The following is a 16,520-nucleotide window of genomic DNA, read 5'->3' as shown; positions in this document are numbered from 1 at the left end:
CCGCATTATAGAAAAACCGGATAGATTACATCCAGCCGCGTTCTTTGTAGTACTTAACCGCACCGTCATGCAGAGGAGCTGTCAGGGAATCCTTAATCATCTCTTCTTCTTTCAGGTTTTTGAATGCTGGGTGCAGCTTTTTGAAGTCATCGAAGTTTTCGAATACGGACTTCACGATGGTGTAAACAACATCGTTAGGCACAGCAGCGGAAGACACGAAAGTTGCGCCAACACCAAAGGTGTTGATGTCTTCTGCGTTGTTGTACATGCCTGCAGGGATAGTTGCTTTACGGTAGAAGGAGTATTTGTCGACCAGATCGTCGATTGCTTTACCTTCAACGTTCACCAGCTGCGCATCACAGGTGCTTACAGTTTCCTGAGTAGATGCGGATGGGTGACCCACCAGCCAGTAGTAAGCGTCGATCTTGCCGTCACAAAGTGCAGCACCAGCTTCAGCGGACTTCAGCTCGGTTGCCAGAGCCAGATCGCCCTTGTTCACAATGCCTTCTTTTTCAAGAAGCTGCCAAGTCGCATACTGACCGGAACCTGGGTTACCGATGTTGACTTTTTTGCCCTTCAGGTCGGTGTAGTTGTTTACGCCGGAACCTTTAGCAGCAAGCATTGTTACTGGCTCAGGGTGTACGGAGAATACGGAGCGCAGCTCGCCGAATGGCTTGCCGTCCCACTGGGAGCGACCTTCGTATGCGTTCGCCTGAACGTCAGACTGAGCAACACCAAACTCAAGCTCACCATTCTGAATGGTGTTGATGTTGTAAACAGAACCACCAGTGGATTCTACAGAACAACGGATGCCGTGCTCTTTACGGGTCTTGTTTACAAGACGACAGATCGCACCACCGGTTGGGTAGTAAACACCGGTAACACCGCCGGTGCCGATGGATACGAAACGATTTTCTGCCGAAGCTCCAGTTGCAACGCTAACCGCAATCAGCGCAGCTCCAACTGCAACATTGCTAAGTTTCATACGAACCTCCACTTAAGTTGTAATTGCGCGATCCCGTAACTCACGGTATCGCGAATAGGAAATCTTGGCATTTTAACCATCAGACACGCCTATTTCCCACTGGCACAGAATGAATGATGCCAAAAGCGGTGAAATACGTACACATCTATTGCTTGGATTACCAGTAAACTCTCAAAACTGCCGGTGACGTCCAAGCCGCACGCCATTTCACCTAACAAACTGATTCAAAAATACTTTTTCAGATACATGAGCATTTCGCACACGCGAAAGCCCCACAGATATTTCACGAAAAACTGCCAAAATTCAGGTGATACACCAGCAAACTGCCGATTGCTTCCACAAAATAGTATACTAAGGTATTACAGATTTTGTGAAGTATCACGCCTCATTTTAAGCAGCAATCCTACGTTATTTCACCTAGAGAACTAATAATACCCCCAAAACCAATGGATGACTGAAATGATTGCAGCAGTCACCTCCTCAAGAGCAGATCATAGCCCAACGCGCAATTTGTGCACCGCACCCTACACTCTGCCGACATGAGAACAGAGGTCGCCCATATGTCGTTCATATAGAGAGCGCTCAACCAAACATCATTTCACTCTCCGCCTTCTCAGTTTAATGCACTTCAGCAATCACATCGCTCTCTCAACATAAGAACGGTCAAAAAGCCTAAAAAACGCACTGTGTGGAAAATGAAAAAAAGCTCTTGCGCTAAGCCCCTGCAATCCTTAGAAGACCCCTCACAGGCAGCGACCCAGCGGTCACCGCCCAAGAGCCCGTAGCTCAGCTGGTAGAGCAACTGACTTTTAATCAGTAGGTCCACGGTTCGAACCCGTGCGGGCTCACCATTTAACCTCATGGTATATAAAGAGGTTTAGCAAAGCTCCCTACTGGGAGCTTTTTGCTTTTGTGCCTTGTGTCAGCACTATGTAAGCAAATGAGAGCGTTTGAAAGCACGATTTCACCTCTCTCAGCTCCTGCAAGTACCCTTTCAAATTAATTCTGGAAAAGCTGTTAATGTCGTCACTGGTCGTCAATACGCAGGCTTCCCATAAAGTTGGAGCGCTGAAAAGCCGTCAGAGAACTGTTACTTATCGTCAGAGCGCAATTTTAGTGCTTTTGATAAAGGGCAGATCTGCTTGAAGCGAACATCTAAAAAGGCCTGAGAAGCCTCACGCTTCCCAAGCCAGAATATTCCGTGAGAGGCAATGCCTCTCTTCATTCCGTATTATTAGTCTTTGGAGACTTCCAGCGCGCAAGGTTCGAGCAGCTCGGAGATTTTCTCGCTACTTCCCTGCACATCTTCAATGTGATTGCGCACAGTATCAAACAGCGTCAGCAACGCTTCATATTCCTGTGTGTGCTCCATACGTTCGCTCAGAACCACACTCATAGAATAAACTAGATTTTTGAGGTGGTTGGCTGTGAGGCTAAGCTGATCCACTTCATTGCGAAGGGACGTATGGGCACATTTCTCTTTACCAGTATCAGTCATCATAAAACCTCCGTTACAGGTTTGTTGAACAAACCACTCAACAGAAGGCTTCTGATGGCCCACTGGTGAGCGGGAGGTTCAGAACCTGGTAACGCAGGCGGGCTTATTCCCCCGTGAAGGGTATTGTATTCACCGCCCTCCCGCCCATAAGCGAGAGTTGCGTTTGGAGAGCTAACTCCAGACACAAAAAGACCGCAGAAAACGGCTGCGGTGCCGTGTTACCGAGGTTCTGACGCCTCAAGCTGACCATGCGATGTATGAGACAAGGTGTCAATGCAGGGAAACTGAATTCCTCCACAAACCCATGGGATTAACTGGGCCAAACTAGACGATGTAAAGTGAGAACAACAACATGAACATAAACATCAAGCCCTCGCGAAAACCACATAGCCGCTCGCGCCGTGGTTCCGAACTACCCGTAGGCAGGTAAAGACCTGGGAAGGACCCGCGATGTCTTGAAAGGAAAAAGACTAAATCAAATCCAGACAAATCAGTCGCTTTAACCTCATCGCCTTCTTCAGTACTTGGATCCGCTTTGGTCTCAACAGCGGAGAGGCTCGCTCTACCGCATTGCCAAAAGCATTCACCTTTGCTGGTAAGAAACGTGAGTGTTTGATCTGGTCACTTAGGATCTTGTTGCGAGCCTCCCCCACAGATGTGGTCCAAGTTTATGATTAGGAAAGTGACGGATCAGATATGGGAAGCAAGAGACCAAAGCCAGAGGAGATTGTCATTAAGCCGCGACAGATAAAAGTCTTTACAGGACAAGCGATGCCGCGTTGTCGATGATTTGACACTGAACAAACTGATCCTCACTGAGGCTGCCAAGGGAAACTTCTAAGCCCGTCCCATCGCCGGGCCTGCATCAACCCTGTTCTCACCAAACTAAAATTTTCGAGCGACGTGTTTGCCGCGTCCTTGGTCAACTCCGACCCACGCAGCGTTGTTCACTGAGTGGGCAAGCGGATGAGGATCGTCTGATCGTAGATATGTTGAAAGACTGTTAGCTGAGATTGAGGTAGTCACAGCTGAAGGTTTCGCAGTAGCCTTTATGAGCGATTTAAGCTTACCCAACTGACCAATAGCCGCTATTCGCTTAATCACGGGGCAGCCTATACAAAGCGTGATGTCAACTTGGAGTTGGCTTTAATCCGCTTGGCGCTGAGGGCCAGGAGCTGCCATTCGACCACTTCCATCATGGATTGCGACCGGCTCGAATTGATGGTGCTCTGAGTTCTGTAAACTATGGCCCTCACCAAGCTTTAATGAGTTTTAAAACGCCTTATTTGATATGTAATTTCTATCGAGAGGCTTTCTGTCTGAAATTGAGTGTGACTTCCTCTAAGCAGGGTCACAACTTCTGGAAAGCTCTCTAACTGCCAAAAAGCAGTTCTTGAGACAACAGATCAGGATCATTGGAAGAGAAGTTGTGGCGAACTCCTGATTGGGGATTATGCAGATCTTATTTTTTGCATCTGGTCAATTCTGGAACGTATAGCCCTTACCCCATTCGGTCAGAATGTGCATTGGGTTTGAAGGTTCAACTTCGATTTTTCGTCGCAAGCGCTTGATTAAGGTATCTACAGAGCGATCGTCTTTGCCAGCGTGCTGGCGTGTTCTGGCAACAGCTAGAATGTCTTCTCGGGAAAAAACAACGCCGGGACTTTGCGCAAAAAAACGAAGGACCGTTGCTTCACTTTGTGTGAGAGGCACGGTGAGTCCTTTAATGTTAGACAGACGGCGAAGCTGAAGATCGAATGTCCAATCACCAAACTCCATTGTAGAGGTTGTGTGCTGTTGAGTGTGATCTTTGCGACGACGTAGCACGGCACGTGCGCGTGCCATGATCTCTGCGAAAGCGAATGGTTTGACGATGTAATCATCAGCGCCAATGTCAAGCAATGCTATGATTGTGTCCTGATCACTGAGTGAGCTCATCATAATGATAGCAGTATCAGAGCGTTCTCTAATTTCGCGGCAAAACACTTTTCCTGAAGGGCCAGGCATTACGATATCGACAAAGCAGAGATCGATTTTTGTCTTGTTCCAAACCTGCCGAGCCTCTGGAACACTCGTCGTGCGATGGGTCGAATAGCCAACATTGGACAAGGCTGCTTCTAACTCTTCTCCGAGAATGTGATCATCGTCTACGATCAAAATACTCTCGCTCATCCAGTATAAACCTCAGATAATCATTTGACTTTGCAGCACGCATATATTGTAGCATCTTTGCGTCAACTTGTCCCAATGTCGAGATAGTTAAATGAAATCAATGAGGTTTTTAGCCCGTTTTACTCTTGGTCAACAGCTAATGTTACTGGTTATTGGGCTGGTAATGGCAATTCAGCTCGTAAATGTGATTGTAGCACGTATAGCTGATGTACAGTTTGTATCAGCTGGTCAAAAAAGCCTTCACTTTACACTGGCAGGGAGGTCATTTCGTGGAGCTCTAGCCCTGCCAGAAAACCAACGTGTCAGATATACGCAAACCCTATCTAATTTAACTGTCCATGTAGAATGGGGAACTCCGCGAGCACTTCTTGAAGGTGACAAGCGACGCCCTGATATAGAGGCTGAAGCACTTTCTTGGTATAACCTTGCGGGGCTGCCAGTTTCAGAAGTGATTGTGACAGAACGTGGCTTTCCAACTCCTCCTCCGCCCCCTGGAATGAAGGCAAATCAGTCACCTATATTAGGTCTTGGAGAACCTCCACGTACCCTCTTTGCACATGAGCTTGACTGGAAAACAGCCCCAAGATGGGTCTTTGAGGAGAAACCGATTTCACCAGAGAGCCTTCTGGATTTTTTTCGACTTCAGCCACGTGCAGAAGTGCACAGGATAGCATTACGCCATGATGCGACTGGTGAGTGGCTAACAGTCTATCATCTTAGACGTTTGCCACCGATCAATGTCGCCTACACAAATCTTATCATCTCGAGCCTCATTTCTCTTTTAATAGCAGTAGTCATTTTCTTGATCAGCCGGCGCGTTATGAGGCCCTTTTGGCGTCTTTCACATGAAGCAGAACGGCTTGGCCGTGGTGAGACTACTTCCATTTTGGCTGTAGAAGGACCTCGTGATACCCGAGAAATCATCAAGTCATTTAACCGTATGAATGAGCGTGTTTCATTGGCTGTCGACTATCAAGTCGGCCTTTTGCGCAGTCTTGCTCATGATTTAAAGGGGCCTTTATCCGGGGTTAAAAGGCTTAGTGAAGCAATCAAACCAGATACGGCGAGACATCAAATTTCAGCTCGTTTGGATCAAGTACAGAATACCTTGGACTCGATAATGATTTTTTCACGTGCGGTGATGCGAGATGGAGACTTCCAGCGTGTAGACCTCTCACTTCTACTGGACGTGGTGATTGAGGAGCGCTGTGAGCTGGGAGATACCGCTGAAATGGCAGATGCAGCGCCTGTCATCGTGTCATGCCGCGTGAATGCAATCCAGCGCTGCTTATCCAACCTCGTTGAGAATGCCTGCAAGTATGGTGGGGCAGCTTATGCAACTGTTTCTGAAGATGGCGATGAGGCTGTTATCACCATTGATGATAATGGCCCTGGCATTCCAGAGGATGAGCTGGAACTCGTATTCCAGCCGTTTGAGCGTTTGGTGACAGACGTACCCGGCAGTGGCTTGGGGCTAGCAATTGTGAAGACAATTGTAACGGACCAAGGTGGTTCTATACGTCTGTTAAACCGCGCTGAAGGTGGGCTGCGAGCTGAGCTTTGTCTTCCGCTCCACCGACAGGATTAATCAGCCTTTCAAACTGTGACAGATGTTTGTCACAGTTTGTCACGAGACCCGAAAACAGACCCGCAGTATCCATGTAGGAGTTGGACAATTCCGTCCTTAGAAACTCGGCGTTGCGCTCACCTAAGGTTTGCTTAGGTAAAAAGCGTGCGCCCAACACTTGGATTAGAAAAAATGGGCACCAAGTACGTTAACTCCAAAAATACACATATTGACGGCAGCGTTACCCTTGGCGGAATCTCAAGAAAGAAAAGAAAAGACTCTAACCTTCTGGGTTCTGAGGATAATGATTCAGTGACGCTGGACTCATTCCATAGGTCCGGTAGCGGCGTAAAGAAAAACTCGAACCTCCATTACTATGGTGATGAAGGCATAGATGCATTGAAATATAGCGGAAATAATATTCAGTCGACTGAACTCACAGTGCTGGATGGAGACACCGTCAATGTCGAAGGAGGCTATTCGAAAAATGATGGACACATCAGGTTCAATTCGCTGAGTGTCGTTGCACACAATGTTGAGATATTCGACTTTACTTACAACAATGACACTGCTGACTTTTACGGTCTGTCTTATGGCGTTACAGCCTATATGGGGGATGGTAACGATGATCTAAATGGTACTGGCCATGCTGATACGTTTTATGGTCAGGATGGACATGACGAGATTTATGGTCGTGGGGGCGATGACCACATTGATGGCGGTGCAGGCATCGATACAATATGGGGTGGTGATGGGGCTGACCAAATCGACGGTGGTGATGACGCGGATACGATCTACGGCGGTGATGGGGCTGATCGGATAGAAGGTGGCAAAGGCAATGACATAATCTGGGGTGGTTCATCTGGAAACACAGTAGCCAGTGCCAATGAAATGCATGGTGGTGCAGGTGATGACATCATTCATGGGGCAACCTATGTAGCGACAACACCCAATGTCGATATAGCTGTAGACCATATCGACATAGCTTATGGTGGTGAAGGCGACGATGTAATTTACGGATATGACGGGAATGATATTCTCGATGGCGGTACCGGCGCTGATACTATCTATGGGGGAACAGGGAACGACATTCTTTCCTCAGGCTCGCTAAAGGACCAAGCCGTAAGTGACCAGCTTTGGGGCGGGGCTGGCGCGGATATGTTCATCATTGGTGATGGCAGCACTGATTATACCAGCGACTTGGTTATTGATATTTCGGCAGCTTTTCCTGACAAAGGCAATGATTGGACATCTATCCTGGATGCGGCTGGCAGTGCAGCGGGGATTATACCGGGTGTGAAAGCACTCGGTACAGTTGCGAAAGCAATAGCTTCTGGCTTTGATGCTTATTACACAGCAACAAACTCATCAAAGACGACATTTACCATTGATGCTAGTTGGGGCAAGACAGCCGAAGTTCAGATTAATGACTTTAACCCATTTGAAGATCACGTCATGATTCCGGTTGCAGTCGAAAATGGTAATTTTGACACTAACTACGAATTTATATGGAATCCCGCTGGCAGTATCGCGTTCGCGGTAACAGACAAACGTCAGGGTGAAAACCAACAAATCGTTGTCGCCAATTGGGCTGAGGATCTAGTTGACTATGTTCCCGACTATATGACCAAAGATTACCTAGGCGAAACAATTAATGATGAAGTTCTTAAAGCGATCGGATTCAGTATGCGAGAGAGCTACTCCATGTATGATGGGGAGAACTTCTATTATGGAACCGATAAACAGAATATGGGTGATTGGGCCGGAGAAATGCAAGGCTCCAATCTGGGTTACATAGATATTGGGGCCTACTCAGGTCGGACGATTTACGACGACGTAACCGATAACTATCGTTGGGCGGGAACCAATTATGGTGATATCCTTGGTGGTTTCGTACCAACCGCAGTCAATTCCACCTCAACTGCGAAAGCAAATAAAGCTCAGGACGTAGTACTGTGGGGTATGGGAGGAGATGACCTGCTGTTTGGCGGTAAAGGTAAGGACTTCATTTTTGGTGGTGAAAATCTCGATGGCTCATCTGACAGTGATACCGTGGCCTTTTTTGATGCGGTTTCTGTAGACGTTGATTTGGGCTTCAAGCAATGGGATAGCAGCTACAGAATGTACTACGCAACCTCTGAAGCCCTCTATGAGGGTGAAGATGAGGCAGATGGGGACCAATTATTTGAGATCGAAAATGTAATCGGATCGCATGGACACGATATCATCACAGGTGATGACGAGGGGAATATACTGTCGGGTGCTGGCGGAAATGACAGGATAACCGGCGCTGGTGGAAACGATACGCTAGTTGGTGGCATTGGTGTCGATGCCTTTATCTTTACCGCAGATTCTGGGCAAGACACGATAACGGATCTAGGCATCAATGATATTCTTGTTTTCAAAGGGCTAACTGCATCAGAACACGAAGCGTTGATCAGTTCTCTGTCCGATGCAGGCAATAGTCTTTCAACTGACAATAACAACTCAGTCACTTTGACAGACTTCGATAAATCTTCGTTGCAAACAAGTGTCTCCGTCAATGAAGACAATGCAGCAACTTATGACGTGACTTTAACGGCATCTGAGTTAGCTAAACGGGTGTATGATGAAGATATCACAAACCTGACAGACACGCTGATTGCTACCAGCGCAGCAGATCAATCAACCAACTACTCGGATAGTGACTACCTCGCGTACAACGTGCTTGATGGTGACGTTGATACAATCAACCACACACATAGAGATGATGCTGCTCCATGGCTTAGCATTGATCTTGGTGAAGATGCTCTGATTGAGTTCATTGACCTAGAAAACCGTCAGGATAATTGGACAAGTTCTCGTCTAAAAGGCGCTCAAATCGAAGTCTGGGATGATGACGTAAAGGTGTGGTCATCCTCAAATCTGACTTCAGCACATAACCAGCTGATCGAGGTTGGTGGTATCATTGGTGACGAAGTCCGTATCGATCATCCAAATGGCGATTATCTGCACATTGCTGAGATCGATATCTATGGTGATTTCATAGCCTAAGAAATCACTAGGACACGGGCCAAGGAAGGCCCGTGTCTCTCTGATCTCTGGTGTGACTGTTGTTTGTGGTTACGCCTAGCACAGCCGCCACCTATCTAACCTGTCTTTATGGGTTTCTTGCTTACTGATCGTGAGTGAAACATGTCTTCACAACAATCTATTGCACCTAAGCGCCCGCTGGTATCTGAGGCGTTTGGTGCGTCGCGGTCCGGGTATGCGGGCGTTGGGGTTTTAAGTCTGGTCATCAACCTTTTGATGCTGACTGGCCCGATGTTCATGCTGCAGATCTATGACCGGGTTCTGGCCAGCCACAGTGTTCCAACACTGGTGATCATCGCCAGCTTCGCCGGTATCCTCTACCTGTTCTTTGCTCTGCTTGAAGGCATTCGTGCCCGCGGCCTGTCACGTATCTCGCAGGAGATCGACGCCCGCCTGTCACGCACCGCGTTCCTCGCCAACCTGCGCGTTCCGCTGCGCATGGGCAACACCGGCAAAAACGTCGACCCGATCCGCGATCTGGAGACCATGCGCCAGTTCTGGGGCGGTCAGGGTCCAGCCGCGCTCTTCGATATTCCATGGATGCCGATCTATCTGGGTCTGGTGTTCGTGCTGCATTTCTGGCTTGGCATTCTGGCCCTGGCCGGTGCCGTGATCATCTTGTCTCTGGTGCTTGCCAACGAGTTCATGAGCCGCGCGCCTGCCAAGGAACTGGCCGCGCAGAATGCTCAGCGCAGCAACACCCGCACCGGCGCCCGCCGCAATGCGGAAGTGGTGCGCGCCCTTGGCATGAGCGCAACGCTCACCAACAAGTGGGATGAAGCCAACGCCCGGTTTTATGATGCCCAGACCAAGGCCGGTGACCGCGCCTCCCTGTTTGCCACCGCCATCAAAGCCTTCCGCTTCCTGCTCGGCTCCGCCGTTCTGGCTGTTGGCGCCTGGCTGGCGATCCTTCAAGAAGTCTCTCCCGGTGTCATGATTGCCGCCTCCATCATCACCTCCCGTGCCCTGTCTCCCGTTGAGCAGGCCGTTGGTCAGTGGCGTGTATTCATCGCTGCCCGTCAGGCCCGTGCCCGTCTGGAAAAAGCGCTGGAAGGTCTGGATGAAAGCGCACCAGAAACCGAACTACCTCTGCCAAGCAAGACCCTTAACGTGCAGCAGATCGCAACGGCCCCTCCAGGGGCCCGCGCCGTCACGCTGGCTGGTGTGAACTTTGAACTCAAGGCCGGAGATGGCATGGGCATCATTGGCCCGTCCGGGTCCGGCAAGACCAGTCTGGTCCGCGCGCTTGTGGGCGTCTGGCCGATCCATCGCGGCTCCGTGCGCCTTGATGGCGCCGAGCTGGGCCAGTGGTCTGAGGACCGTCTCGGCACCGCTATCGGCTACCTGCCGCAGGACGTGGAACTGTTCGACGGCACCATTGCTGAAAATATCTCGCGCTTTGCGCCTGAGCGCAATGACGAGAAAATCCTCGAAGCGGCTCAGCTGGCCAATGTGCATGAGCTGGTGACCGGCCTGACAGATGGCTATGACACGCAAGTAGGCGAAGGCGGGGCTCTGCTTTCTGCCGGTCAGCGTCAGCGCATTGGTCTGGCCCGCGCGCTTTATGACAGCCCGTTCCTGATCGTACTGGATGAACCAAACTCCAATCTGGATGCAGAAGGCGAAGCCGCATTAACCCGCGCCATCAAACTGATGCGCCAGAACGGCAGCATCGTGATTGTTGTGGCGCACCGCCCAAGCGCGATCTCAGCCGTTGAGCTGCTGCTTGTTGTAAAGGATGGCCAGCAGGCCGCCTTTGGCCCGAAAGAAGAAGTCCTGCCAAAAATCAGCGCCCCAACCGGCGTGCCTGCACCAGCTGGTGCTCCGGCCCCTGGCGCTAAGCCAGCGCCAGCTGCTGCAAAAACAGGACCATTGAGCGTGGTGCCACATGCCTGAGCAAACAACACTTTCCTCCATTCAGTCCTCTCGTAAAAAACACCTGCGCTGGGGCATCGCTCTTGTGGGCGTTCTGGTTCTTGGCCTTGGAGGCTGGGCTTCTGTTGCCAAGATCAACAGCGCGGTGATCACCTCCGGCTCCATCGCGGTTGATGGTCAGGCCAAGAAGGTGCAGCATCAGGAAGGCGGCATTGTCGGTGAGATCCTCGTCAAAGACGGCGACGAGGTCAAAGCCGGTGACGTGCTGTTCCGCCTTGATGAGACCGTGGTCAAAGCCAACCTTGCCATCACCCGCAAGCGCCTGCATCAGATGCAGGCTCAGGAAGCCCGCCTTTCCGCTGAATGGCGCCGCGAACAACGTGTGATCTTCCCGGAAACTCTTGTTGAGCTGGCCAAGACTGACGAGATTGCCGCCACAGCTCTCGATGGCGAACAGGCTCTGTTTGACGCCCGCCAGCAAGGCATCAAGGGCCGCAAAAAACAGCTTGGCGAACAGATCGCTCAGTTGGAGCAGCAGATTGAAGGCCTGCAGGTGCAGCGCGATGCCAAGGCAGAAAGCATCGATCTGGTCACCCAGCAGCTTTCTGACTTCTCCTCACTTTTAGAAAAGCGCCTGATCAACGCCTCTCAGGTCACCGCCATCAAACGCGAGCGCGCCGAGCTGATCGGTGATCGCGGCGGGCTGATCTCCCAGATCGCCCAGACCAAGGAAGCCATCAGCGAAAAACGCGTGCAGATCCTGCAGCTGGACGAGGAGTTCCTTGAAAAGGTGCTCTCTGACCTGCAAACCATCCGCTCTCAGATTGCAGAGCTGGAAGAACAGGAAGTTGCCGCAGAAGATCGCCTCAAGCGCATCGACATCCGCGCGCCGCAATCCGGCTATGTGCACCAGCTTGCGGTTCACACCGTGGGCGGCGTGATTGCACCGGGTGACACCCTGATGCTGGTGGTGCCGGAAGACAGCGAACTGGTGATCGAAAGCCGTGTTCAGCCAATCGACGTGGACCAGCTGCAGGTGGGACAGGACGCTTACGTGCGCCTTGCCGCCTTCGACCAGCGCACCACACCGGAGCTCAGCGCAGCCGTGCTCAACGTCTCTCCGGACCTGACCCGTGATGAGGTCACCGGCGAGCCGTTTTATCTGGCCCGCCTGAAGATCCTGGAAAGCGAGATGCCAAAGCTGAACGGCCAGACCCTCGTCCCCGGCATGCCCGTCGAAGGCTTCATCCAAACCGGCGAACGCACCGTCCTCTCCTACTTCATAAAACCCCTCCAGGACCAGATCGCCCATGCGCTTAAGGAGAAGTAAGGGCCCCTTACTTCCTTGGAGGGTGAGCAATCTGCCAGCAGAGAGAGAAGGCAATCAGTCTATAGGCTTCAGGTCAAACACTGAAAGAAGATATGGAGCTGCTCCCTTCCAGCTCCTTGTCTTCTAAATGTCTATTTTCTCTGACAACGAAAGTGCATCTTCAAGGTCTATACCTAGGTATCTGACAGTACTGTCCATCTTTGTGTGACCAAGAAGAAGCTGCACCGCTCGAAGATTACCTGTCTTCTTGTAGATCTGCGCGACTTTAGTTCTGCGTATTGAGTGTGTGCCGTAAGAGCTTGGTTCTAGCCCGATTGATAAAACCCACTCTTTCAGCATGCGGCCATACTGTCGCGTCGAAATATGCGGCTTGTCATGAAACCGACCAGGCCATAAGTACTCTGACCCGACCATTTCTGGACTGTCGATCCATTTTGACAAGGCTGATCTGGTTCCCTCCATAAGTTCAAACTGAACAGGCTTGCCGGTCTTACTCTGTATTATTGAAGTGCGCTCTTTCATTCGCCCCGCAACAAAAACGTCAACTACTTTCAAGCGGACAAGATCGCACCCTCTGAGCTTGCTATCAATTGCTGTATTGAACAAAGCCAACTCACGCGTTTTCCCTGCAAGTTCTAGGCGGACACGAATAGCCCAAACGTGTTTCGGTAGTAAAGGCCGTTTTTGACCGATGATCCTGCCACGATTCCAAGCAGGCTTTGTTGGTCGGATCATAGGAAGGTTTGTAATGGTCATAACAGCTCCTCCATGCCATCCCTCAACCACCACATCAAACCGATTTTACTGCATGTAGAAGACGGTTTTGAGATCTAGATTTATAGACGTCGGAACGAGCGATGTGCTCGGAGGATGAGCTTAGACTTCAATAAGAAAACTAAGCCCTTATCTGGTTGGCATTGTCATGGGCCACAAGCGGACATTCGAGCAGGTCTATCAAGGGTTGAGTTAGCTCGCGGGGAAGTTTTTGTAGCAATACTCATAAATTATCTTTGATGACGTGTGGGCCATGACTACCACCGTATGGCCAGGACCTGGCACTGCAATAGAGCTGTTTAAACTAACATGCGGACAGAAATGTTCTGTTAGAGATTTCTGCTGGCACAAATCACTCCACCTTGCCAAACCTTTCTGCCAAATGTTTGAGGAATAGGCTCACACGTTTGGGTTGAAACTCCCGGTTAGGATAGACGGTATAAATGCCGACTTCTGGCAGAGTGACATCAAGTGATAGAGGCGTGAGTGAACCGTCTTCGGCCTGCTCTGCTACCATAATCTCAGGCAAAAGACCGATACCCATGCCCTTCATCAAGGCTTTTCGATAGAACTGTGTTTGATTGACCACCACTCGCCAGGGCAGACGATACTTGGAGAGACCCATATCGGTCACTATGGGCCAACTATCTCCGAAACGTGAGGCACCGAAAGCCAGACAAGCGTGCTGATCTAGGTCCTCTAGCTTTTTGGGCGTGCCATGCTTGGCCAAATAAGAGGGCGCAGCATAAAAGCAAAGGCGCGTGTCTGTTAATTTGCGCACAATCAGCGAGCTATCTTGCATGGAAATGGCCAACCGGATGGAGAGGTCGACATTCTCGCTGATGAAATCAGTCTGGCCATTATCCAAAACCAGATCAAACAGGATATTGGGATAGAATCCCTGAAAGCTCTCGATTGCGCTGAGCAGATGGGGGGCGCCCAGCCCTTCTGGTGCAGCCAACCGAATGATACCGGAAAGGGCCTCGCCTTCTTCGTTCGTCATGTCCTGTTCAAGCGCCGCCAATTGCGCTAGTGAAATCTTGCAGCCCTGATAATAGCGATGCCCGACTTCAGTCACTTCCATGCTGCGAGTGGTGCGATTGATCAGGCGCACCTTCAGCATCGCTTCCAGATCACTAACATGCCTCCCGACAATGGCTGGGCTGACATTCTGGTCCTGCGCCGCCGCAACAAAGCTCCCCAGTTCCACGACGCGGCAATAGAGAGCCATTTTCCGCAATTTATCCATTCGATACTTTTTGTATTTTATATTGTTAATAGAAGACCAATTATCTCAACAGAAGTCAATTGTATCTTTGCCTTATCCGCGCGGCCCTTCCGTGCAGTCCAAGAAAGGGAAAGACGATGAAAAAGACAATGTTGAGCCTGCTGGCCGCCGCTGCCATCTCAGGTGCCACCTTCACCGCCCCCGCCATTGCTGCTGGCGATCATGACGAAATGAAGCCAGTCATGATCCAATTGAAAGATGGGGTCTATCAATTCCACATGGCCCATTATTCCAGTCTGGTGGTGATCACTGATGAAGGTGTGGCAATTGTGGATCCCAACCACGAATTTCGCGCCAAAGCCTTACGAGCAGAGATTGCCAAACTGACCGACAAGAAGGTGGTCAAGGTGATCTATTCCCACGCTCATTTCGACCATTCACGCGGCGGCAAGATCTTCAAGGATGAAGGTGCGGAATTCATCAGTCATGAGAATTGCACCGAACTTCTGGGTCGTGATCTGGAAAAACGCGTGGTGCAGCCGGATGTCACCTATGAGAAGGAACATCGCATCGAGCTCGGCGGCAAGGTGATCGATCTGAAATATTTTGGCTCCAATGACGGCCAGTGCAATAGCGTGATCCATATGCCCGAAGACAAGGTGCTGATGGCTGTCGACTGGCACTTGCAGGGTTTTGTCAATCTGCCCGGCCGCCTGAACACCCACGATTATGTCGGCTCCCTCAACACCTTGCGCCGCGTGCACAAGGAGCTGGAATTTGACACCGTGATTTCCGGTCATATGGCAAAGTCATCACCTGCTCAATTAAAGGAAGATTGGGACTTCAACGAAGCCCTGTTCAAGGCGGTATGGGATGGCATGCAGGCAGGCAAATCTATCGAGGAGCTGAAAAAGACCGTCAAGCTGCCCGACTTCAGCCACTGGGCCATGTATGAGCAGAATCTGCCAGCCCATGTGGAGCGCATGGCCTATTCCATCTGGCATGGCCACTAAGCAACGCCTCAATCAGTGCCGGGTGTAAACCACCCGGCCTGTCAGCCAGCACAATGGAAGAACAAGATGAAAAAGCTCTCAACCCTGTTGGCCGCGGGCATCCTTGCCCTTGTCGGTTCCACCATCCCCGTACTTGCTGAAGGCCCAAAGATCGAAACCCAAAAACTGGGCGAAAATATCTATGCCATCAGCGCATTGCACTATACCTCCCTCGCCGTCATTGGCGACAAGGGCGTGCTGATCACAGATACAGCCAATCCTTATCGGGCCTCACTGCTCGCTAAGGAAATCAGCAAACTGACGGACCTTCCCGTCACCAAGATCGTCATGACCCACGAGCATTATGACCATGTGGGTGGTACCGAGGTCTTTGCTAAGGCCGACGTGATCGCCCATGAGAATTTCGAAATGTTCATGGATCAGGATCCCCTTGGTCTGTTGCCCGATCAGATCGATGTGACCTTTGAAGAAAAGCTGACCCTGAAAGTGGGCGAGACCAAGGTGGAGCTGAGCCATTTCGGCCCTGCTGATGGCACTGCCGTGGCCGTGGTGCATCTGCCAAAAGAAGGCATTGTCGTCACCTCTGACATGTATTTGGAAAATGCTCTCACACCGGGCTGGGCACTGACGGATTCAAACCTGCTCGGCTCCCGCCAAATCCTCAATGAACTGGCCAGCTGGGACTTGAACCATGCCATCAACACTCACTCAAACAATACCGATCCGGCTCTACTGAAGGCTTCTGCTCAATTCTATAACGATCTCTATGATGCAGTCTTTCCTGAGATGCAAAGGCTGGCAAAGGAAGACCCCCGCCAGTTGATCAAACGTGTCTTACAAATGCGCCAGGAGGTCAGCCTGCCCGCCTATGAGCAATGGGAGAATTACAAAGACCTTCCCGATTATGTCCTGAAAATGGGCTTTGCCATCATCCATGGCGGCTAACCAATGAACCTCAAGGCGCGGTCTTGTTGCGCCTTTCCCCCACCCTTCTCAGTATTTGCGG

General features: G+C 50.6%; 11 protein-coding genes, 1 tRNA gene and 1 pseudogene. 8 read left to right on the top strand and 5 right to left on the bottom strand.

The window, feature by feature from the left end; translation table 11 throughout:
* Positions 1-25: 25 nt before the first annotated feature.
* Entirely contained in the window at positions 26-985 is a 960-nt protein-coding gene (locus PJE062_RS02125) for a TAXI family TRAP transporter solute-binding subunit (RefSeq protein WP_008546441.1), read from the bottom strand.
* 775 nt (positions 986-1,760) lie between these two features.
* Here PJE062_RS02125 and PJE062_RS02120 point away from each other — a divergent pair.
* Positions 1,761-1,836 (top strand) — tRNA-Lys (locus tag PJE062_RS02120).
* Between the two features lie 383 nt (positions 1,837-2,219).
* Here the strand turns inward: PJE062_RS02120 and PJE062_RS02115 are convergent.
* A complete protein-coding gene (locus PJE062_RS02115) occupies positions 2,220-2,483 on the bottom strand; it encodes a hypothetical protein (protein WP_037035814.1) in 264 nt (87 codons plus the stop codon).
* A gap of 696 nt (positions 2,484-3,179) precedes the next feature.
* Here PJE062_RS02115 and PJE062_RS26825 point away from each other — a divergent pair.
* Positions 3,180-3,481: pseudogene (locus PJE062_RS26825) on the top strand (IS3 family transposase); the annotation flags it as partial.
* 481 nt (positions 3,482-3,962) lie between these two features.
* Here PJE062_RS26825 and PJE062_RS02110 read toward each other — a convergent pair.
* Positions 3,963-4,655: a response regulator transcription factor gene (locus tag PJE062_RS02110; RefSeq protein WP_008546434.1), complete on the bottom strand. Its 693-nt coding sequence runs from the start codon at positions 4,653-4,655 to the stop codon at positions 3,963-3,965.
* A 91-nt stretch (positions 4,656-4,746) separates the two neighbouring features.
* Between PJE062_RS02110 and PJE062_RS25915 the strand changes: the two genes are divergently transcribed.
* The 4 genes from PJE062_RS25915 to PJE062_RS02090 all read left to right on the top strand — a co-directional run bounded on the left by PJE062_RS25915 (position 4,747) and on the right by PJE062_RS02090 (position 12,499).
* Complete coding sequence (locus PJE062_RS25915; RefSeq protein WP_083793195.1) at positions 4,747-6,243, top strand: ATP-binding protein; 1,497 nt, start codon at positions 4,747-4,749, stop codon at positions 6,241-6,243.
* A gap of 144 nt (positions 6,244-6,387) precedes the next feature.
* The gene (locus PJE062_RS02100; RefSeq protein ID WP_157039019.1) at positions 6,388-9,255 is read left to right on the top strand and encodes a discoidin domain-containing protein; all 2,868 of its coding nucleotides are present in this window, start codon (positions 6,388-6,390) and stop codon (positions 9,253-9,255) included.
* Positions 9,256-9,396: 141 nt separating this feature from the next.
* Positions 9,397-11,190 carry a type I secretion system permease/ATPase gene (locus tag PJE062_RS02095; protein WP_008546966.1) on the top strand — a complete coding sequence of 598 codons (1,794 nt, stop codon included), beginning with the start codon at positions 9,397-9,399 and terminating at the stop codon, positions 11,188-11,190.
* Positions 11,183-12,499, top strand: a complete 1,317-nt coding sequence (locus PJE062_RS02090) for an HlyD family type I secretion periplasmic adaptor subunit (RefSeq protein WP_008546794.1) — start codon at positions 11,183-11,185, stop codon at positions 12,497-12,499. Before PJE062_RS02095 ends, PJE062_RS02090 begins: the two co-directional genes overlap by 8 nt.
* A 123-nt stretch (positions 12,500-12,622) precedes the next feature.
* On the opposite strand, the gene PJE062_RS02085 is transcribed toward PJE062_RS02090, so the two are convergent.
* Positions 12,623-13,255, bottom strand: a complete 633-nt coding sequence (locus PJE062_RS02085; RefSeq protein ID WP_037035810.1) for a tyrosine-type recombinase/integrase — start codon at positions 13,253-13,255, stop codon at positions 12,623-12,625.
* Positions 13,256-13,625: 370 nt separating this feature from the next.
* Entirely contained in the window at positions 13,626-14,522 is an 897-nt protein-coding gene (locus tag PJE062_RS02080; RefSeq protein ID WP_008546799.1) for a LysR family transcriptional regulator, read from the bottom strand.
* Positions 14,523-14,638: 116 nt separating this feature from the next.
* Between PJE062_RS02080 and PJE062_RS02075 the strand changes: the two genes are divergently transcribed.
* The gene (locus PJE062_RS02075) at positions 14,639-15,514 is read left to right on the top strand and encodes an MBL fold metallo-hydrolase (RefSeq protein ID WP_008546846.1); all 876 of its coding nucleotides are present in this window, start codon (positions 14,639-14,641) and stop codon (positions 15,512-15,514) included.
* 66 nt (positions 15,515-15,580) lie between these two features.
* Positions 15,581-16,459, top strand: coding sequence for an MBL fold metallo-hydrolase (locus PJE062_RS02070; RefSeq protein WP_157039018.1), 879 nt, complete (start codon positions 15,581-15,583; stop codon positions 16,457-16,459).
* Positions 16,460-16,520 lie beyond the last annotated feature (61 nt).

The organism is Pseudovibrio sp. JE062 (assembly GCF_000156235.1).
GTDB lineage: Bacteria > Pseudomonadota > Alphaproteobacteria > Rhizobiales > Stappiaceae > Pseudovibrio.
Note: the sequence above shows the minus strand (reverse complement) of the source record. Positions and strands in the feature narration are given on the sequence as shown.